The following is an 18,589-nucleotide window of genomic DNA, read 5'->3' as shown; positions in this document are numbered from 1 at the left end:
TTGGCAAGTCGCAATCAATGGGAGCTTTTTGGCTTTGACCTGCGTTACCTCGCTCAAGCTATTAGCGGAGCTTGGCGATCGGTGTTCTTGGACTATCATTCGCCTGTCCGTAAATTCCTCGATGTGGATGTAAGTGTGCTTAGGCTTAGCCCTTGCAAGTCCTTTGAAGGTTCTGAATTGGACCATCAGGTTGATGCTCTGGTGTTTCCAGAGTCACAAATACTTGTAAAAAAAGTAGTGTTGCCGAGAGCAGCATTGTTCAATATAGGCCAAATAGTACAGTCTGAAATGTTAGCCTCTAGCCCATTTTTACCCGAAGATACGGTTAGAGCCATCCGGGTAAATGATGAGGGCGAAAAGGCAATAGAGTTATGGTTGGCAATAGCTAGCCGTACAATAGTAATGTCGAAGATTCACCAAGTTTCGCCCAGCGCCTCTGTTGATGATTATGAAGTATGGGCTGAAGTAGAGGCGGACACGCTGGTTTTTGAGGGATTTGGTGAACATAAGCGAAACTTATTGTACAAAAAGCGTTTAATGGCCGTCCTTGGTATGTCTGTCGCTAGCATAGCATCGCTCGTTGTTTTGATGGCTTTGCCAATGGTTTACCAGTACGATCGTTTGGAAAAGACGGAGGAATTGTTAAACTCAAGTCGCCAAGAGGCGGTTACCGTCATGACGCACCGGGCTGAGTTGTTAGAAAGTAACTCTCGCTTGAGGTATTTGCAGGATCAGCTCCGAATGGCGGCTCAACCTCTTATGCCTCTCAAAGCGTTGAGTGTTGGGTTTGGCGATGATTCATGGTTGGCAGGCTACGAGCACTTTGGATCGACCGTGAAAATTGATGCTTATTCTGATAATGCGGCTAACCTTATTAAGCAATTAACCGACGGAGATGAGTTTACGTCGGTTAAGCCTACCTCAGCCATCCGTCAGGTGGGGCGAAATGATATTGATCGCGTGCGTTTAGAGTTGAAGTTATCAGGCGATGCTGGGGGTTCTAGATGATGTTTCATAAGCGCCTTACCCCCTCACAATGGATAATAGTGGGTGTTTTGGGAGTTGTAGTTTTTTGTGTGATTCTGATTGGCTTTAGCTTCCTTTCGGCCGCAGTAGCCACTCGGCAGGATGTGTCTCGCATTGAGCCTCAAATTGCAAGGCTTAAAGGGTTGATAGAAGCTGAAGATCAGATTTCTATGGCGGCACGATCGGCAAAACGTGAGCTTTCGGAGTTGATTTATGCCGCATCTGGAGACCCGTCTGCGGAAGGCAATAATATGCAGCAGTCTATGCGGCAGTTATTTGAGCGCGCGGGGGTAGAGGTGAGTGGAAGTCAGGTGATGCCCGCCTTAGAAGAGGAGGGGCTGGTTCGCATAAGGGTAAGATTAATAGCCAAAAGCCGAATGGAGCCATTGGTGGATTTACTGGCAAGCTTGGAGAGCCATAGGCCTTTAGTGGTGATTGATACAGTCGATCTTGCCCCTGAGCGTCGCCGCAATGAGGATGATCAGGAGCTGGACGTTTCGATTGTGCTTAGTAGCTTCGTAATGTTGCAGGGGTGAGTGGGCTTTGAGGTATCAAATCATTAAGCGATGTATGGTGGCTTTTTGGGTGTTTGTCGGCTTAGTGACAGGTGTTACGAAGCTGTCAAGCTTCAAAAGTGTTGATATTCTGCCGGAAACTCCTCGCCTTTCCTATTTGACTCCGATAGAAGTAGTTAGTGTGAGTCAAGACGCTTCATATGAGCCGATTATAGGTCGCCCACTGTTCTGGGCTGGGAGAACCCCTTATGTTCCACCTCAAGAGCCAAAAGAAGAGCCTGTACAAGAAAAGCCTAACAATGCTTTAGAAAAAGCTCAAGTTTTAGGTTTGTGGGCGGCGGGTGACGCGTCTAGTGTTGTGATTAAAGTTGACGGCAGTGTTTCGCGGTTAGCTCTCAATGAGGTTTTTAGTGGATGGCGGCTAGTCGAAGTGACTTCTGATCGAGCTAAGTTTGTTTTGGAGCAGACCTCTAAAGAGCAAGAAAATGTTAAGGAAATTCAGTTTAAACAGCGGGCACCATTGCCCAGTGATTGGCTTGGTGATAATGGCCGATTTTCGGAGATAGAATGATTAATAGGTTCAAATTACCCGTCTCTAACGGATCAAAACACGTATCTCAGATTTCCGTGGCGGTTGTCTTGGTATTGCTTTCGTCTTGCGCTCAGGTGAGTAATGAGCCAGTTGATGCCGATGATGCTGACATCAAAGAGCAACAAGATGTGAATAAAGCAAAGAGTGAAGAGCCCGTCTTTGGGGGAACGGAAGACGAACAAAGTGATTCCCCAGAAGTATGGCTTTCAGAAGTTTATCAGGGAACTGATCAAACTGTCTCGATGCCTTTGGCGACAGAGATTGTACCTTTAGCTGGTGATAAGGTGTCGCTAAACTTTGAAAGTACTCCCTTGGAGGATGTCGTCCATGGTGTTTTAGGCGATATACTTGGTCAGGAGTACATTGTAGACGGAAAAATCCCCGGAGCGGTTACATTAAGAACGCAGTCTCCAATAGCAAGAACGCAGTTGATGGGTATTCTGGAAAGCATGCTGGCCGCTAATGGAGTAACCCTGGTTCAGCGCGAGGATGGTCTTTATTTGGTTACTGCGCGCCAGAGTTTTAATACCACAAACCCTGCCTACAAGAATAGTAAAACACTGCAGCCTGGCTATAGTAATGTCATTGTGCCATTGCAATACATTGGCGCTGCACAAATGGCGGAGATTCTTCAGCCGGTTGCTCCGCCCACGGCATTTGTTCGGGTAGATTCAGTTCGTAATCTATTGGTGCTTGGAGGGATGAGTTCACAGCTGCAGGGATGGCTCGATATTATCGATACGTTCGATGTTGACTACTTGGCGGGCATGTCCGTAGGGGTGTTTCCTATAGAATACACCACTGTAGATGAAGTCGAGGCCGCGCTAGCGACTTTGATGGCTACCTCTACAGGAGACAAAACTAGCCCGCTAAGCGGTTTAATTCGCACGGCATCACTGGAGTCTTTAGGGGCTATTTTAGTCGTTACTCCGAGAAAGGACTTACTTGCCCAAGTGCAAACTTGGATTGAGCGATTAGACCGCGCTCCGGCACAAGGCGCCGAGCCCCAACTTTACGTCTATGCCGTGCAGAATACTCAGGCGAGTCATCTGGCTCAGCTAATTAGTAGTGTATTTGGTGGCGGTGGCGGCAGTGGTAGCTCTGGCAACTCTGGTATTGCGCCTGGGTTAACCCCATCTACTATTTCTTCAGGTGATAAGGGCGAAAGTACTGGTGCTTCGAGGTCAAATAGCAACCGGTCGGCTCGCTCTGGGGCTTCTAGCTACTCGCTGGGAGATGATGCCCGCATTGTCGCGGATGAGGTTAATAACTCACTATTGGTTTATGCTTCAGGTCCTCAGTATCGAAAAATAGAAGGCGCCCTCAAGCGTCTAGACGTTATGCCATCACAGGTTCTGATCGAGGCCAGTATTATTGAAGTGCGATTAACAGATAGGCTTCAGTACGGCTTGGAGTGGTATTTTGAAAACGAACTTGGAGGAGGGTTCAGTGGACAAGGTAATGTTGGTCTGTCGGTAGGTGCTGACGGAGCCGTATCGGCGGCATTGCCTAACTTTGGTTATGTTTTTAGCGAGGCAATGGGGCAGGTGCAAGGTGTTCTGAGTGCATTAGCCGATAAAGATTTGATCCGGGTTTTATCCACGCCTTCGTTGATGGTAATGGATAATCAGTCTGCTTCAATTCAGGTGGGTGATTCTACACCGGTGCTTTCCAGCACAACCGAAGGTAACTACGGGTCTACGCAAAACATCTCTTATCGCGATACCGGGGTGCAGCTGGATGTAAGACCATCGGTAAACGCTGGCGGATTGGTGACTATGGAGCTTCAGCAGTCTGTCACGGATAATGGATCAGAAGGAGAGACTCAAACTCCAACTTTTTTTGAGCGCTCTATAAGTAGCAAGGTTGCGGTTCGTTCAGGGGAGTCAGTTGTATTGGGGGGGTTGATTAGCGACTCAAAGAATAGTAAGAAAGCTGGGTTACCTTTCTTTAGCGATTTGCCTGTGATTGGCTGGATGTTTGGAGGGACAACAATTGATGATGAGCGACAGGAGCTGCTTGTCATTATTACCCCACATGTAATGAAGACAGACCAGGATATGCGTGATGTGACAGCAGAAATGCGAAGTCGTATGAAAGGGCTGGAAGCTTTTCAGCAGCTGATAGATGATTCGAAGTTGGTTGATCCTGAAATTTGAAATAGGGGTTTAGGTGAATAAATTTAGTAATATATTAGTTATTTGGTTTTTGTTTCTTGCAATAGGTTGCAGTGCTCTTAATCCAAAGCCCAAGGAGGACCGGGTTGCCGCACGAGCTCAGGAGAGGTTAGATGCACTGGTAGGGGGCGATTTCGAGGAAGCGTACGCCTATTTGTCTCCGGGATACCGGGGTAGTGTTCCATTTCATGCTTATCGCCCGAAAATTGCCGGAGCAAGTAACTGGCTAGAGGCTGCAGTTGATGACGTCTCTTGTGAATCGGAAGAGTCTTGTGTGGTTACAACGAAAGTTACCTATCAAATGCAACGCATTAAGCTGAAGAATACCCGACCGTTTAAAGAAAAGTGGATCTATATTGGTGGTGAGTGGTGGTATTATCCTCAGTGATCTCTCAAAGGCGCTTTAAGGCGAATTTTGTGCCTTAGGTTGCTCATGTTAATTGATTCTGTGTTGTAGTTTAGTTGCTTGGAGTTGTGGCGAGGTCGTAGAAATGCCTACAGAGACAGTTTTGCATGTGCGGCCTTTGATTCATCAGGCTTTTTCTAGTCTTGACACGAGAATGTATTTTCAGTACTCGTCTGATCCGAGTCCATCGGCGTTTTGTGCTTGGTCTTTCAGCGAGGGGCAGGGTTATTTTGTCAAGGAAGGTTGTCGGTTGATTCAAAGCAGCTTTTCTGTCCAGGCGTTAAACTACCCTGTTGCACAAAAACTGGTTTCCAACGCGTTCAAAGCGTTGGTAGTACATGAAGTCTCTGGCGCCACCCTAGACTTACCTAGGGTGGCGGCGCTATTGAATGTGTCGGCTTGGTTTGATCTAAGCGATGAATGTGTTTCTCAACTCCTCAGCCTTACGGGTAATGAATTGAGTTGGGCTCGAGCGTGCTTTGGGGCCTGTGAAGGCGTTTTGTGTAAGTCCCCAACGCAGCGGCTACAAGAACTGTCGTCTCTCCTAGAAATTCCCTCTACAAAGCTATATTCATCGCAAGCCGAATTTTATGAGGCTGTAGAAGCCTCTAGTTCGCCGGTTAAAGCCGGCGGGGCCTTTGATTACACGGTTTACGAGATGGTTCTACGGGATCATCCACTTTTATGGCAGATGCAAAGTGTTGATGCCAAGCACTTTTCTGGCTGTACTAATGTGTTGGATTTAGGTGCGGGAGTGGGGATTTTTTTGGATGTTTTGCGCGCTCAAAATATTCCCGCCGTTGGTGTCGAGCGCAATGCCGGTTTGGTGAAATATGGAGAGGCTCTCGGCCTGAAGTTTCATCAGGTTGATGCTGTTGAGCTGGTTGAACAATATGCCGGTAATTTTGACGGAGTTTATTGCTCCCATTTTGTCGAGCATTTACCGATAGAGCAGGTAGAAAAGCTTTTGGCTGGCGTATCACGGTTGTTGATGTCTGGTGGCGTTGCTGTTTTTACGTTTCCCGATCCAGAATCAATCCGATCGCAGTTGTTGGGTTTTTGGCGTGACCCGGAGCATGTCCGTTTTTATCACCCGGAGCTTATAGCGAACATGGCTCGAGCGCAGGGGTTGAGCGTAGAGTGGTCCAGTTACGACGATAAGCCGCATGATGTTTATCCTTTTCCAATTTCCCCGCCTTCAATTGACGCGCAGAGTGTTGCGGTCGAGTTTAAGCTATCCTGGTGGCAAAAAGCCTTGGCTACTCTGGGGGTTGCGACAACTGAGCATGTCAGTGAGCTACAAAGAGCCTTGTTGGAGCAAAGAATATTAAATACACAGTTGGTTGAAAGAACGGAACAGCTGTGGAATGTTAATAAAACATGGGCTTGGGATGATAATGCCACTTTGAAGCTTAGGAAGCTCTGATGGCAAGTGAGCGAGAGATTTCCATTATCGTACCGGTTTATCAAGGGCTGAAGCAAACAAAAAAGTGTCTTGAGTCGGTGCTTTTAAATGGATTGGTGGGAGCGAATATTGTTCTGATAAACGATAGTTCACCCAATTCATCTGTTCGAGATTATTGTCGCCAATTGGCTTCTCATGATTTGATTATCCTGAGTGAGAATGATCGTAATCTTGGTTTTGTAGGGTCCGTGAATAAAGGGATGCAGTTGGCTGGCGCAAAGGACGTCGTGCTGTTGAACAGCGATACTATTGTGAGTGCAGGTTGGCTTAGCGCATTAAGGCAGGCAGCGTACCGCAGTCCCCAGGTGGGAACTGTAACCCCGTTTTCTAATAACGCTACTGTATGCTCCTACCCGCTAAGCAAAGGCGATAATGCATTGTTGCCCGGTTTGAGTGTCATGTCTATGCAGGGTATTTGTGCTGAAGTGGCCAGTGGAGATTGCCCAGAGCTTCCCACCGGCGTAGGTTTTTGTATGTACATCCGCCGCGATTGTCTTGATGATGTCGGTTACTTTGACGAAGAGGCCTTTGGTAAAGGCTATGGCGAAGAAAACGACTTTTGCTTAAGGGCCAGTGCGAACGGGTGGAAGCACCTTCTGGCTCCTGATTGTTTTGTGTATCACGAGGGTGGCGTTAGTTTTAGTGACCAGAAGCAGGCTTTGGTTGCTAATGCAGAAAAGGTTATTGCCGAGCGCTACCCCGGTTATTTTGATGATGTTAAAAAGTTTATTCAGCAAGACCCCATTCGCCCTTTTCGCGATAGAATAGATGCCGAAATTTATCGTCGGGGCGGTGAGGCGGCCGCAGCGCTTTGGGCGCTGCGCGCGCAAGAGTACCGCTCGCGCAGTAACTAATTTGGCTATTAATGGACACAACCACCGATATTCCCGCCCAGGCCGCGCAGGCTTTAGACTCAATACTCCGTTCGGAGGCGGCAACCGTCTTGTTTGTCACCCACGGCTGGGGGGGCGGTGTTGAGCAACACGTTCAGCAGTTGATTGCTCTAGCAGGGCTAAATGTGGTGGTGCTACATGGTTTGGGCGAAGGCCGGGTGGATGTGGCTTTATACCCAGCAAATGCCACGCCTGCTCTTATTCACACGGCGGGTTTCGGTGCTAAAACATTAAATGCCTGGCATCTGTGGCTCACGGCTTTGCCCATATGTCGTGTTCACCTCCATCATTTACATGGCTGGTCGGTGGATATTCTTGCGTTAATCCAGAGGCTGGGGTGTCCCTTGGATATCACAGTTCACGACGCTTATTTAACATCGCGCTTTTATCATCAGGCTGAAACCGGCCCTTATTGTAATGACCCCAGCTGGCCGCAAAACGACGCTGAGCGTCAAGCTATTATAAGGCCCTTGGTCGATGCTGCAGAGCGGGTTATCTTGCCTTCGGCTTTTTTAGAATCTAGTCTAAAAGACGCTTACCCACAAGCGCATACCGTTATCCAAGCGCACCCTGAACGGGTGACTTGTGCACCGCGTACTTATAAGGTGGTGGTGCTAGGGGCGCTATCTGCAGAGAAGGGGTTAGAGCTGGTTGAGCAGTTGGCCCTGTTGGCGCAAAAGCAGGCGCCCTGGTTGCATATAGTGTTACTGGGTTATCCCACCGAGCCTACGCAGGCCCCGGTGATTATTCGGGGCAACTACCAAGCCGAAAAGTTATCAGAATTATTGGCATTGGAAAAAGCCGATACTATCTGGTTTCCGGCCCAAGTGCCTGAAACCTATAGCTTTACATTAAGCCAGGCCATGGCATCTGGTGCACCCATTGTCAGCGCGAATATTGGTGCTCTCGGAGAGCGTTTGCGCTACTATCCGGCCCATCATCTGCTGCCCCCAACAGCCCCTGCGGATGAGTGGTTGGCTGTATTAAAGCAATCGGTGGGTTACCGGTCTGAAGAGCCTGAAGATTTTATCGATACCGTTGACGCCTATGGCAAGTGGTACTTAAAGCCTATCCAAAACGATCAGGTAACCCCTTTAACCGATGTCTTAGCGCTTATCGAGCTTTTGCAAACCTTCCCCGCGCCGGCGCCGGCGCCAGACAAGCCCATAAAATCGCTCTTGCATTTTGGTTTACAGACCCACCATTTTGGCGTGCTACAAGAAGTTGCTCGAAGATTACAGGTGGTTCCCGATAGCGAAGAAGAAGTGGCGGGGATGCAGCAATTTCGGGCGTCTTTGGCAGAGCTGGATCGTTTGAAAGTGGATTTGTTGGACGCCCAAGAAGACTATAAAGCTTTGGATCACCGCTTTCAGGTGGAAAAAAATGCGGCCGATGAATCACTCGCCTTGTATCGGGATAACCTGGAGCAAGCCAAAGATAGTATCGAGCATTTTCAGGAGCAGGGGCGTCAGGCTCAGGGCTATATTGACCATTTAGAAGCACAGCTAAGTCGCGCTCGCGCCGATATTCAGAACGCTATTGGTGAGCGAGACGCGCTGCTTAACAGTTTTTCCTGGAAGGTTACCCGACCTTTACGCGTGCTAAAGCGCGGGCTTAAAAAGGCGTTAATCGTGTTAAAGGTGGTGCTGCGTCACTTATTCCGCCCAGCATCCTATCAGCGTTTGTTCTCCATGTTGCGGAGGGGGCAGTGGCGCGACATCGCGGGCATGTTGGGCTATCAGGCCCGCGAGCAATTAACTCAACAGCAAGGCTTGGGGCAGCTAAACCAAGAGGCCGAGGAGCGGGTGCAGGCCGTACAGAAGGCGTTGGAGCCCTTGGGCGAGTTGCCATCTCTGACGCTGGCGACCTCGCAGCAGCCCGTGGTATCAGTTGTTATTCCCGTTTATGGACAACACCAGACGACTTATCAGTGTTTGAAAAGTATTGCTGAAAACCCTCCGACGCAGACCTTTGAGGTAATTCTCGCGGACGATTGTTCCCCCGAGCCTGCTGCCAAGGCCCTCGCAATGGTGGAGGGAGTGCGTATTGTACGTGCCGAGCAAAATCAAGGTTTTGTGGGCAACAGCAATATGGGCGCCCAGGCCGCGCGCGGTGAGTATCTGGTGTTGTTGAATAACGATACGCTTTTGACGACGGGTGCTCTGGATGCCTTGGTCAATACCTTCGACCAGCATGGGAATGTCGGCATGGTGGGGGCAAAGCTGTTGAACGCCGATGGCAGCCTGCAAGAGGCGGGAGGTATTATCTGGCGTGATGGTAGCGGCTGGAACTGGGGCCGAAATCAGCGCGCCGATGACCCGCGCTTTAACTATGTGCGTGAGGTGGACTACTGCTCGGGGGCGGTGCTCGCGCTAAAACGCAATTTATTTACTCAGCTGGGGGGCTTTGATGAGTATTACAAACCCGCCTACTACGAAGACACTGACTTGGCGTTTAAGATTCGCCAACAGGGCCTGCGGGTGCTTTATCAGCCAGCAGCCGAGGTGTTTCACTTAGAAGGCGTTAGTCACGGTACCGATGAGTCCAGTGGGGTAAAAGCCTATCAGGTGAGTAACGGTAAAAAATTCTATCAGCGCTGGCAAAGTGTACTGGATACGCACAACGACAATGCCGTAGATCCAGAGAATCAGAGTCGCCGCTACTGTAAGGGCAATGTGCTGGTGATAGAGGCCTGCATGATTACTCCCGATCAGGACTCTGGTTCTATTCGTATGCTGAACCTGCTGCAAATATTGTGCGGTGAGGGCTACCATGTAACGTTTATTGCCGATAATCTGGAATACCGCGAAAAAGTTGTACGCCAATTGAATGCGCTGGGGGTGGAGGTCCTGTTTGGCGACTGGGCCGGTTCAGTGCGGCGGGTGTTGCGTCAGCGCGGCGCTGATTTAGACGCGGTGTTTATCAGTCGGCATTATATCGCCTCGCAGTATGCGTCTTTAGTGCGCACGGTTGCGCCCCAGGCTAAGCTGATTTTTGACACAGTGGATTTACACTTTGTGCGTGAAGAGCGCGAAGGTACGCTCAACCAAGATAAGGCGTTGCTTGCGCAGGCGACCCAGACCAAGCGTAAAGAGCTTGGTTTAATTCGCGACAGTGACATTACTTTAGTGGTGTCCGAGTTTGAAAAACAGCTATTGGCTGAGATTGCCCCGGACGCACGGGTTGAAATTGTCTCTAATATTCATTCAATCAAGCCGCCGCGCCCCGACTACACCGAGCGCGAGGGCATTTTATTTGTAGGCGGTTTCCGCCACCCCCCCAATATTGATGCGATGCAGTGGTACAGCACCGAAGTGTTACCTCATTTGGAAACGCTACTGCCCGGTGTGCAAACCACGATTATCGGCAGCCATATGCCCGATTCTATTAAAGCCTTAGAGGCGCATCCATCGCTACGGGTTTTGGGGTTTGTGGAAGACATTGAGCCCGAATTAACCCGGGCGAGAGTGTCGATTGCACCGCTACGCTACGGAGCAGGGGTGAAAGGCAAGGTCAATGAGGCAATGAACTATGCTATTCCCGTCGTTGCCACAACCTGTGCCGTAGAGGGTATGCATGCCGAAGACGGTAAAGACTGTTTGATAGCAGAAAATGGCGAGGAATTCGCCCTTGCTATCGCGAAAGTTTATAAAAATGCTACACTATGGCGCGTGATTTCCGCTGGCGGAGTCGCCAATCTGGAGGCTCACTTTTCTCCCGAGGCAGCCCGACCGGCAATTCAACGAATCTTATCGGACTAGGAGCACTGGCGTGTCGGCAGAGACAGCGCGACAGCAAGAGGAAACACCTCTGATCAGCGTGATTATGCCGGCCTATAACAGTCGCAATACTCTGGGCGAGGCGGTGGATTCTGTACGACAGCAAACCTTCGTACGTTGGGAGCTTTTCATCGTCGATGACGGCTCCAGCGACCGCACCCGAGAGTTAGCCCGTGAGTACGCCCAGTCTGATGCGCGCATAAGGTTATTGTCAACGACTGATCATACCGGCAACCCGGCCGCGCCCCGCAATTTGGGGTTAGACAGCGCACGGGGTGAGTTTATTGCGTTTTTGGATGCCGATGACGTCTGGTCCCCTAACAAGCTGGAGCATCAGCTGGCATATTTAATTGAGCAACAGCTGGATTTATGTGGCACCTGGGTGAAGGTGATTAACGCAGATGGCGAACAAACCGGTTACCGAAGACCGACTTCGCGAGTAACCTTTGAGTCACTATTGATTCATAATACGTTGGTGTGCTCCAGTGTACTGATGAGGGCTCGCTGGGCCCAAGAGCAGCGCTTTCCATCAATGGGTCACGAGGACTACGCCTATTGGCTGGGCTTGATTCGTGCCGGGGCCCGCGCCGCCGTCATGCCCAAAGTGCTGGTGAGCTATCGCATGCACAAAAATTCACTGTCGGCCAATAAGCTTAAAGTGATTCCTTTCTTTTGGCGCATCTACCGTGAGCAAGAGCAGTTTTCTTTTGGCTCTTCGTTGTACTTTACCCTGCGTTATTTGTTGCTGGCTTCCTGGCGCGTTGTAAAGCCGTAAGCAGCGCTTTTAGCATTCCCAGTCGCGAGCGAATAATCACCGGCCACGGGCGTCTGATTGGGCTTGAGACATTGGTTTCATGCTCGCGCTTAAGCAGTACAGACTCTTCCAGGTGTTTTACCGAGTTTTGCCTATTGCCCACCATGGCGATCCATAAATCGTGAGATTCAATAGACCGGGGGATGGGTAAAAGCTCACGGCAAAGAGGCCGCCTAAAGGCCATGCAGCAGCCGTAGTAGGCCCGACGACCTAGCAAAATTCCCAGTATATTGCGCCAGGGGGCAACATTGTAGCGCGCGAGCAGCCGAACCTGCGGTGGTCCTAGCGGGCGTCGGTTTTCATCAATCATCGAAAAGTTGCCTGCTACGACATTAACATCAGGCTCAGTAAAGGCCTTAACCATTCGCTCGAGTCGGCCCTCGGGCCAAACATCGTCTTGATCTGCTAAAAAAATAAACTCGCCCTGTGCCAGGCTGATGGCTTGCGCAAAGCTATCCACATGGCCTGTACGTTGCGGGGTTTGTTGCAGCCTAAGGCGCGGGTCGCGGTTGAAACTGTTAATCACTTTTAGCGTTTGGTCTTGCGAACAGTCATCTACGATAATCAGTTCATCGCGCGTGCTCAGCTGCGATAATATGGAATCGATTTGCTCGGCAATAAACCGCTCGCCATCGCAGCTTGCCATGCAGACACTGATCATCGGTTAACGCGCAAACTCGGGTAAGGCCAGCTTGAACGACGCCAGCCAGTGGGGTTGTGTTACGTCAAAATCCTCTACGATCGCGCGACTGTCCAAAACACTGAAATGGGGGCGCTGGGTCGGGGTGGGGTAGGCCTCTGATGGAATGGGGCTGACGGCGCAATCAAGCCCAGCAATATCCATAATACTGGTGGCAAAATCGTACCAGCTGCATACACCGGCATTGCTGTAGTGATAGATTGCGCCGCGTTTTTCGGTAATCGTGGGGTGTTGGCGAACGTGCAAAACCGCACGGGCCAAATCGCGCGCCCAGGTGGGGCTGCCTACTTGATCGGCGACCACATTCAGTGAATTCCGCTCGCGCCCGAGGCGCAGCATGGTACCAACAAAGTTATTGCCAAAGGCGCTATACACCCAGCTGGTACGAATAATAATGCCCCGTGCGCCGCTGGCGATAAAGGCTTGCTCACCCGCGAGCTTGCTGGCGCCGTATTGGCCCTGAGGGTTGGTGGGATGGTCGGGTGTATAAGGTTTGTAATGTGTGCCGTCGAACACATAATCGGTCGATACGTGTATCAGCGTTGCATCCAAAGCCTTGGCGGCTTGGGCCATTTGCGCAACCGCCAAATGATTAATGGTATCTGCCTGCTCGGATTCGCTTTCGGCTTTGTCTACGGCGGTGTAGGCGCTGCAGTTGATGATAAGTTCGGGCCGGTGTTCTGTTATGGCATTGGCAATAGCGTCTGTCTGGGTTAAATCCAGTTGCTCGCGTCGCCAAAAGGTCCAGTCTGAGTTGCCCGTGCCGATTAGGTAGGCTAATTCCAGGCCCAATTGCCCGTTAGCGCCAATCACCAAAGTTCGCATAAGTTACTCGTACAAATTGTCGCGGTAGTTAAACAGCGTTTGCGGCGCACTGGCCAGCTTTTGCTCCAGGCTGGGCAGTACCCGGTCTTTCTCCGAGGTTTGAATCTCGTCGCTCTCAAGATTCCAGTTGATGTCGATACGTGGGTCAGCAAAATGGATTCCGCTGTCGTGCTCGGGAGCGTATAGGTTATCCACCTTGTAGGCAAAGATCGCGGTTTCGCTTAATACCGCAAATCCGTGGGCAAAGCCGCGCGGCACAAATAGCTGGTGTTTATTTTCGCCGCTTAATCTGGCCGTTACATGCTGGCCAAAGGTGGGACTGCCCACACGGATGTCTACCGCTACGTCAATCACTTCACCGGCTATGACTCGTACCAGTTTGCTTTGGGCATAGGGCGCTTGTTGGTAATGCAATCCGCGCAGTACGCCGCGGGCGGAAAACGATTCGTTGTCCTGGATAAAATTAACCGGGTAGCCGGTGGCCTGCTCAAAAATATCCTGACGGAAAGATTCAAAAAAATAGCCGCGTTCATCGCCGAACACCTTGGGCTCAATCAGCAGGACCTCGGGGATTGCCTGCGGGGTAATCTTCACAGTTGTTGCTCCTCGTTGGCGCGCTGGATTAAGTACTGGCCGTATTGGTTTTTGGCCAAAGGTGTAGCCAGTTGCAAGAGTTGGTCGCGGCTGATGTAGCCCAACTCGTAGGCGATTTCTTCAATACACGCGACTTTTAAGCCCTGACGTTTCTCAATGGTTTCAATAAATTGCGCCGCTTCCAGTAAGCTTTCGTGGGTTCCCGTGTCCAGCCAGGCGTAGCCGCGCCCCATTAACTCCACTTTTAAACGGTTCTCGTCCAAATACATTTGGTTGACACTGGTGATTTCCAGTTCACCGCGTTTGGAGGGGGTTACCGCTTTGGCTTTGGCGATGACATCATTGGGATAAAAATAGAGCCCGGTGACGGCGTAATTGGATTTTGCCTGCTCGGGCTTTTCTTCAATGCTGATGGCGTTGCCCTGTTTATCAAACTCCACCACGCCATACCGCTCGGGGTCATTCACATGGTAGCCAAAGACCGTGGCCTGATTATTGTCAGCATTGGCCGCGGCGCTTTGCAGGGTTTCACTAAGGTGGTGGCCGTAATAAATGTTATCGCCCAGTACCAGGCACACCGAATCATCGCCGATAAATTCTTCCCCCAGAATAAACGCCTGTGCCAAACCGTCGGGGCTGGGTTGAACAATATATTCAAAGTTCACGCCCAGGTGCGAGCCATCGCCGAGCAATCGCTTAAAGCTGGATTGATCCTCGGGGGTGGTAATAATCAAAATATCGCGAATACCCGCCAGCATTAAAATAGACAGCGGATAGTAAATCATCGGTTTGTCGTACACCGGAATCAGCTGCTTGGAAACACCCTGGGTGATGGGGTACAGGCGGGTGCCACTGCCGCCGGCCAATACAATGCCTTTCATGGATTTAATCCTATACGTTCCAGTTGGTAGGAGCCGTTTAATACGCTTTCCCACCAGGTTTTATTGTCCAAGTACCAGGTCACGGTTTTACGCATCCCGGTTTCAAAAGTCTCGGCGGGCGCCCAGCCCAGTTCGCGTTCGATTTTGCTGGCATCAATGGCGTAGCGTAAATCGTGCCCCGGGCGGTCTTTTACAAAGGTAATCAGGTCGCGGTATTGGTTAACGCCCTGGGGTTTTTGTTCCCCGGCCAATTCTTCCAATAATTCACAGACCAGGTTCACCACCTCAATATTGCGTTTTTCGTTATGGCCGCCAATATTATAGGTTTCGCCGATCTCACCCTCCAGCAAGACTTTCACCAGTGCCCGAGCGTGGTCTTCTACATACAGCCAATCGCGTACTTGGTGGCCGTCGCCATAAACGGGTAAGGGCTTGCCCGCCAGGGCGTTGAGAATCATGTGGGGAATCAGTTTTTCCGGAAAGTGGTAGGGGCCGTAGTTGTTGGAGCAGTTAGTCACCAGCGTGGGCAGGCCGTAGGTACGCTGCCAGGCGCGCACTAAATGATCCGAGCTGGCTTTACTCGCCGAATAGGGCGAGCTGGGCGCATAGGCTGTCTGTTCGGTAAACAGGTCGTCGGTGCCCTCAAGGTCACCATAGACTTCATCGGTAGAGATGTGATGAAAACGAAACACCGCCTGGCGCTCAGTATTTAAGCTGGTGTAGTAGCGTCGCGCTTGTTCCAGCAGAGTGTAGGTGCCGACCATATTGGTGTGGATAAACTCGCCTGCGCTATTGATGGAGCGATCCACATGGCTTTCGGCCGCCAGGTGCATAATGGAGTCGGGCTGGTGTTGGGTAAACACGGCCGCGATGGCCTCGCTATCGCAAATATCCACTTGCTCGAATGTATAGCGCTCGCTTAGGGCGGCATCGGCGATTGATGCCAGGTTGCCCGCATAGGTCAGCTTGTCCAGGTTAACCACCTGGTGGGGCGTATTCTCAATCAAGTGCCTTATAACCGCAGACCCGATAAAGCCTGCTCCGCCGGTAACCAATATCTTCATTTTGCGCGCATGTTTCCTGTCGTAAATTAGCCCGCCATGATACCCGAACGGGCGGGGTGAAAGTAGTAATAGACTGTAAGGGCATCACCTTCTATTGAATTTGCCCGCCCGAGCGCCTAGCATTCGCTGATCCCAACCGCAGTGGCCTCGTCATGCTCTTGATGATCGACAATTACGACTCCTTTACCTACAACTTGGTTCACTACTTTGAGGCGTTAGGGGTTCCGGTATCGGTGCATCGCAATGATGCCATTACCCTTCAGCAGATTGCCGATTGGGCGCCACAGTATCTGGTGATATCCCCGGGGCCTGGAAAACCCGTGGATGCGGGCATCTCCCTCGAGGTTATTCGGCGGTTTTCTGGTAAAATTCCGCTTTTGGGGGTGTGTTTGGGCCACCAGAGCATTGCCGAGGCTTTTGGTGCCCGGGTGGTAAAGGCCGAGCGCGTGATGCATGGCAAGGCGTGCGCCGTTTCTCACTCTGGAGCCGGGGTGTTCGTGGGCCTGAGTCAACCGCTTGAGGTCATCCGCTATCATTCGTTGGTGGTGCAACCCGAGTCGCTGCCCAATGCCTTTGAGATAACCGCGACGGCGAACGCCCCCAGTGGAACGCCCGAGATTATGGGCATTCGGCACCGCTCGTGGGCGCTGGAAGGGGTGCAGTTTCATCCCGAGTCCGTTAAAACCGCTCAGGGCCACGCACTGCTGCGCAACTTTTTACATTCGGGGCAAGCATCAAACAGAGGGGAATAATGTGGATATTAAGCAGGCGCTCGCGCAAATCGTCGAGCAGATAGACCTAAACACCGATGACATGATTCAGGTGATGCGCCAGGTGATGACCGGCGAAGCCACCGAAGCGCAAATTGGCGCCTTGCTGATGGGCTTGCGCATGAAGGGCGAGACCCTGGATGAAATTACCGGCGCGGCCACGGTGATGCGCGAACTGGCCACCGGGGTAGAGATTCAGGCGGAGCACTTGGTGGATACCTGCGGCACCGGGGGCGATGGCGCCAATCTGTTTAATGTTTCCACCGCCAGCGCCTTTGTGGTGGCGGCGGCCGGGGCCAGTGTGGCCAAGCACGGCAATCGCTCGGTTTCCAGCTCTACCGGCAGCGCCGATGTGCTGGAAAGCGCCGGGGTGAATTTAAATTTGTCGGCCGAGCAAGTGGCCCGCTGCGTACAAGAGTTAGGGGTGGGTTTTATGTTTGCCCCCGCCCATCACAGCGCCATGAAGCACGCTATTGGCCCGCGCAAAGAGCTGGGGCTGCGTACAATCTTTAACATGCTGGGGCCCATGACCAACCCCGCTGGGGTGAAGCGTCAGGTCATTGGTGTGTTTAGCGATAAGCTCTGCGCCCCCATGGCCGAGGTGTTGGGCCGTCTGGGCAGCGAGCATGTCATGGTGGTGCATGCCGCCGACGGCCTGGATGAAATTTCACTGGCCCGGGAAACCCATGTCGCTGAACTTAAGGCAGGCAAGGTAACCGAATACCAAATTAAGCCCGAGGACTTTGGCATTGCCAGCCAAAGCCTGATTGGCTTGGGGGTCGAGAGCGCCGAACAATCGCTGGATATTATCCGCAGCGCCCTGGGGCGCAAGCCCAATGAAACCGGCGCAAAAGCTGGCGATATTATCGCCTTAAATGCGGGCGCGGCTATTTATGTGAGTGGTGTGGCCGATACCCTGGCCGAGGGTGTGGCTATGGCGCAGGACGCCATAGGCTCGGGCCTTGCCGGAGAAAAGCTGCAAGAGCTGGTAGCCTTTACCCAGTGCTTTTAATGTAATCAGGATTTGTAACCGTGACCGATACGCCGACCATTTTAAAGAAGATTATTGCCCGCAAATGGGAAGAAATTGCCGAGCGCAAGGCGCAGCTTGGTACCGCGAGTTTAGAGAAAAGTGCCTCGGAGCAGGGGCCGACCCGCGGGTTTGTCAAAGCACTGGAAGATAAAATTAATGCTGGTCAGTCCGGCGTAATCGCCGAAATTAAGAAAGCTTCGCCCAGCAAAGGTGTGATTCGCGAAGACTTTGTGCCCGCCGAGCTGGCGCAAAGTTACGAGGCCGGGGGCGCGGCCTGTTTGTCGGTGCTGACCGATGTGGATTTCTTCCAGGGCGCCGATGCCTATCTGCAGCAAGCCCGCGCGGCGGTATCTTTGCCGGTCATTCGCAAAGACTTTCTGGTGGATGAATACCAGCTGCTGGAGGCTCGCGCCATGGGCGCTGATTGCGTGCTGTTAATTGTCGCGGCGCTGTCTGAAGCCCGGCTACGCGAGCTAAACCAGTTTGCCCTGGATTTAGGGTTGGATGTATTGGTCGAGGTGCACGATCGCGCCGAGCTGGATCAGGCATTGGCGCTGCCCAACCGTTTAATTGGCATTAACAACCGCAACCTGCACACCTTTGAGGTAACCCTTAACACCACCTACGACTTGCTGGAGCACATCGGCGACGATCGCTTGGTGGTGACTGAAAGCGGCATTTTAGCCCCAGCGGATGTACAGGCCATGCGTGCTCAAAACGTGAATGCCTTTTTGGTGGGCGAGGCTTTTATGCGCCAGCAAGACCCCGGTAAAGCTCTGGCGAAGTTTTTTCAGGTTTAATCGCCTCAGTGCGATCTTTCGGCTTCGGCCTTGCTAGCAACGACATGTGTTTCACCGTCTTGCCGGTGTGCCTTCTCCGGGGCTTGACCGGAGAAGGTTCTGAACCCGCGTGCCCGCCACTCCATTTCCGCCTCGGATTTACTCAATTCTTGCCTCTGGCCGGACACATACGCCATTGAGTGTCGATCTGTCATGCTCTGAGTTCGGGGCTGGTCTTTTACTTTAATTCTGCTAGAGTGGACAACGTTGTCATTT

The 18,589-nt window shown here is 51.6% G+C and carries 17 protein-coding genes; 12 read left to right on the top strand and 5 right to left on the bottom strand.

Features of this window, described 5'->3' with window-relative positions; all coding sequences use genetic code 11:
* From M6D89_RS08645 to M6D89_RS08605, 9 genes are all read left to right on the top strand, one after another.
* Positions 1-1,008: a hypothetical protein gene (locus M6D89_RS08645; protein WP_253967611.1), complete on the top strand. Its 1,008-nt coding sequence runs from the start codon at positions 1-3 to the stop codon at positions 1,006-1,008.
* Positions 1,005-1,562, top strand: coding sequence for a type II secretion system protein GspM (gene gspM / locus M6D89_RS08640; RefSeq protein ID WP_336297541.1), 558 nt, complete (start codon positions 1,005-1,007; stop codon positions 1,560-1,562). Before M6D89_RS08645 ends, gspM begins: the two co-directional genes overlap by 4 nt.
* Positions 1,563-1,569: 7 nt before the next feature.
* Positions 1,570-2,112, top strand: coding sequence for a hypothetical protein (locus tag M6D89_RS08635; protein WP_253967610.1), 543 nt, complete (start codon positions 1,570-1,572; stop codon positions 2,110-2,112).
* Complete coding sequence (gspD, locus tag M6D89_RS08630) at positions 2,109-4,292, top strand: type II secretion system secretin GspD (protein WP_253967609.1); 2,184 nt, start codon at positions 2,109-2,111, stop codon at positions 4,290-4,292. The genes M6D89_RS08635 and gspD overlap by 4 nt, the downstream gene beginning before the upstream one ends.
* Positions 4,293-4,305: 13 nt before the next feature.
* Positions 4,306-4,698: a hypothetical protein gene (locus tag M6D89_RS08625; protein WP_253967608.1), complete on the top strand. Its 393-nt coding sequence runs from the start codon at positions 4,306-4,308 to the stop codon at positions 4,696-4,698.
* Between the two features lie 103 nt (positions 4,699-4,801).
* Positions 4,802-6,142 (top strand): class I SAM-dependent methyltransferase, encoded by a 1,341-nt coding sequence (locus M6D89_RS08620; protein ID WP_253967607.1) that lies wholly within the window; start codon positions 4,802-4,804, stop codon positions 6,140-6,142.
* Positions 6,142-7,035 (top strand): glycosyltransferase family 2 protein, encoded by an 894-nt coding sequence (locus M6D89_RS08615; protein ID WP_253967606.1) that lies wholly within the window; start codon positions 6,142-6,144, stop codon positions 7,033-7,035. Before M6D89_RS08620 ends, M6D89_RS08615 begins: the two co-directional genes overlap by 1 nt.
* Positions 7,036-7,046: 11 nt before the next feature.
* Entirely contained in the window at positions 7,047-10,835 is a 3,789-nt protein-coding gene (locus M6D89_RS08610; RefSeq protein WP_253967605.1) for a glycosyltransferase, read from the top strand.
* A 10-nt stretch (positions 10,836-10,845) separates the two neighbouring features.
* On the top strand, positions 10,846-11,628 hold the full coding sequence (locus M6D89_RS08605) for a glycosyltransferase family 2 protein (RefSeq protein ID WP_253967604.1): 783 nt from the start codon (positions 10,846-10,848) through the stop codon (positions 11,626-11,628).
* On the opposite strand, the gene M6D89_RS08600 is transcribed toward M6D89_RS08605, so the two are convergent.
* The 5 genes from M6D89_RS08600 to rfbB are packed head-to-tail and all read right to left on the bottom strand — an operon-like array spanning position 11,579 to position 15,731.
* Positions 11,579-12,328, bottom strand: a complete 750-nt coding sequence (locus tag M6D89_RS08600; RefSeq protein WP_336297540.1) for a glycosyltransferase — start codon at positions 12,326-12,328, stop codon at positions 11,579-11,581. The genes M6D89_RS08605 and M6D89_RS08600 overlap by 50 nt on opposite strands.
* 3 nt (positions 12,329-12,331) lie before the next feature.
* Positions 12,332-13,192, bottom strand: a complete 861-nt coding sequence (gene rfbD / locus M6D89_RS08595; protein WP_253967602.1) for a dTDP-4-dehydrorhamnose reductase — start codon at positions 13,190-13,192, stop codon at positions 12,332-12,334.
* A 3-nt stretch (positions 13,193-13,195) separates the two neighbouring features.
* Positions 13,196-13,786: a dTDP-4-dehydrorhamnose 3,5-epimerase gene (gene rfbC / locus M6D89_RS08590; protein ID WP_253967601.1), complete on the bottom strand. Its 591-nt coding sequence runs from the start codon at positions 13,784-13,786 to the stop codon at positions 13,196-13,198.
* Positions 13,783-14,667, bottom strand: a complete 885-nt coding sequence (gene rfbA / locus M6D89_RS08585) for a glucose-1-phosphate thymidylyltransferase RfbA (RefSeq protein ID WP_253967600.1) — start codon at positions 14,665-14,667, stop codon at positions 13,783-13,785. Before rfbA ends, rfbC begins: the two co-directional genes overlap by 4 nt.
* The gene (rfbB, locus tag M6D89_RS08580) at positions 14,664-15,731 is read right to left on the bottom strand and encodes a dTDP-glucose 4,6-dehydratase (RefSeq protein ID WP_253967599.1); all 1,068 of its coding nucleotides are present in this window, start codon (positions 15,729-15,731) and stop codon (positions 14,664-14,666) included. The genes rfbA and rfbB overlap by 4 nt, the downstream gene beginning before the upstream one ends.
* A gap of 152 nt (positions 15,732-15,883) precedes the next feature.
* Between rfbB and M6D89_RS08575 the strand changes: the two genes are divergently transcribed.
* Genes M6D89_RS08575 through trpC form a run of 3 tightly spaced genes read left to right on the top strand, consistent with a single transcriptional unit; the run spans position 15,884 to position 18,334 of the window.
* Positions 15,884-16,483 carry an anthranilate synthase component II gene (locus M6D89_RS08575; protein WP_253967598.1) on the top strand — a complete coding sequence of 200 codons (600 nt, stop codon included), beginning with the start codon at positions 15,884-15,886 and terminating at the stop codon, positions 16,481-16,483.
* A gap of 1 nt (position 16,484) precedes the next feature.
* On the top strand, positions 16,485-17,513 hold the full coding sequence (gene trpD / locus M6D89_RS08570) for an anthranilate phosphoribosyltransferase (RefSeq protein WP_253967597.1): 1,029 nt from the start codon (positions 16,485-16,487) through the stop codon (positions 17,511-17,513).
* Between the two features lie 20 nt (positions 17,514-17,533).
* Positions 17,534-18,334: an indole-3-glycerol phosphate synthase TrpC gene (trpC, locus tag M6D89_RS08565; RefSeq protein ID WP_253967596.1), complete on the top strand. Its 801-nt coding sequence runs from the start codon at positions 17,534-17,536 to the stop codon at positions 18,332-18,334.
* The last annotated feature ends 255 nt before the right edge of the window (positions 18,335-18,589 follow it).

It is taken from the genome of Gilvimarinus xylanilyticus, assembly GCF_024195295.1.
GTDB classification, from domain to species: domain Bacteria; phylum Pseudomonadota; class Gammaproteobacteria; order Pseudomonadales; family Cellvibrionaceae; genus Gilvimarinus; species Gilvimarinus xylanilyticus.
This window is presented reverse-complemented; position numbering and strand designations above follow the sequence as displayed.

What these genes read in the sequence shown, in the direction of transcription:
- gspM (WP_336297541.1), top strand. Translation starts at nt 1,005, where the DNA reads ATGATGTTTCATAAGCGCCTTACCCCCTCACAATGGATAATAGTGGGT.
- gspD (WP_253967609.1), top strand. Translation starts at nt 2,109, where the DNA reads ATGATTAATAGGTTCAAATTACCCGTCTCTAACGGATCAAAACACGTA.
- M6D89_RS08620 (WP_253967607.1), top strand. Translation starts at nt 4,802, where the DNA reads ATGCCTACAGAGACAGTTTTGCATGTGCGGCCTTTGATTCATCAGGCT.
- M6D89_RS08615 (WP_253967606.1), top strand. Translation starts at nt 6,142, where the DNA reads ATGGCAAGTGAGCGAGAGATTTCCATTATCGTACCGGTTTATCAAGGG.
- M6D89_RS08610 (WP_253967605.1), top strand. Translation starts at nt 7,047, where the DNA reads ATGGACACAACCACCGATATTCCCGCCCAGGCCGCGCAGGCTTTAGAC.
- M6D89_RS08600 (WP_336297540.1), bottom strand. Translation starts at nt 12,328, where the DNA reads ATGATCAGTGTCTGCATGGCAAGCTGCGATGGCGAGCGGTTTATTGCC.
- rfbD (WP_253967602.1), bottom strand. Translation starts at nt 13,192, where the DNA reads ATGCGAACTTTGGTGATTGGCGCTAACGGGCAATTGGGCCTGGAATTA.
- rfbA (WP_253967600.1), bottom strand. Translation starts at nt 14,667, where the DNA reads ATGAAAGGCATTGTATTGGCCGGCGGCAGTGGCACCCGCCTGTACCCC.
- rfbB (WP_253967599.1), bottom strand. Translation starts at nt 15,731, where the DNA reads ATGAAGATATTGGTTACCGGCGGAGCAGGCTTTATCGGGTCTGCGGTT.
- M6D89_RS08575 (WP_253967598.1), top strand. Translation starts at nt 15,884, where the DNA reads ATGCTCTTGATGATCGACAATTACGACTCCTTTACCTACAACTTGGTT.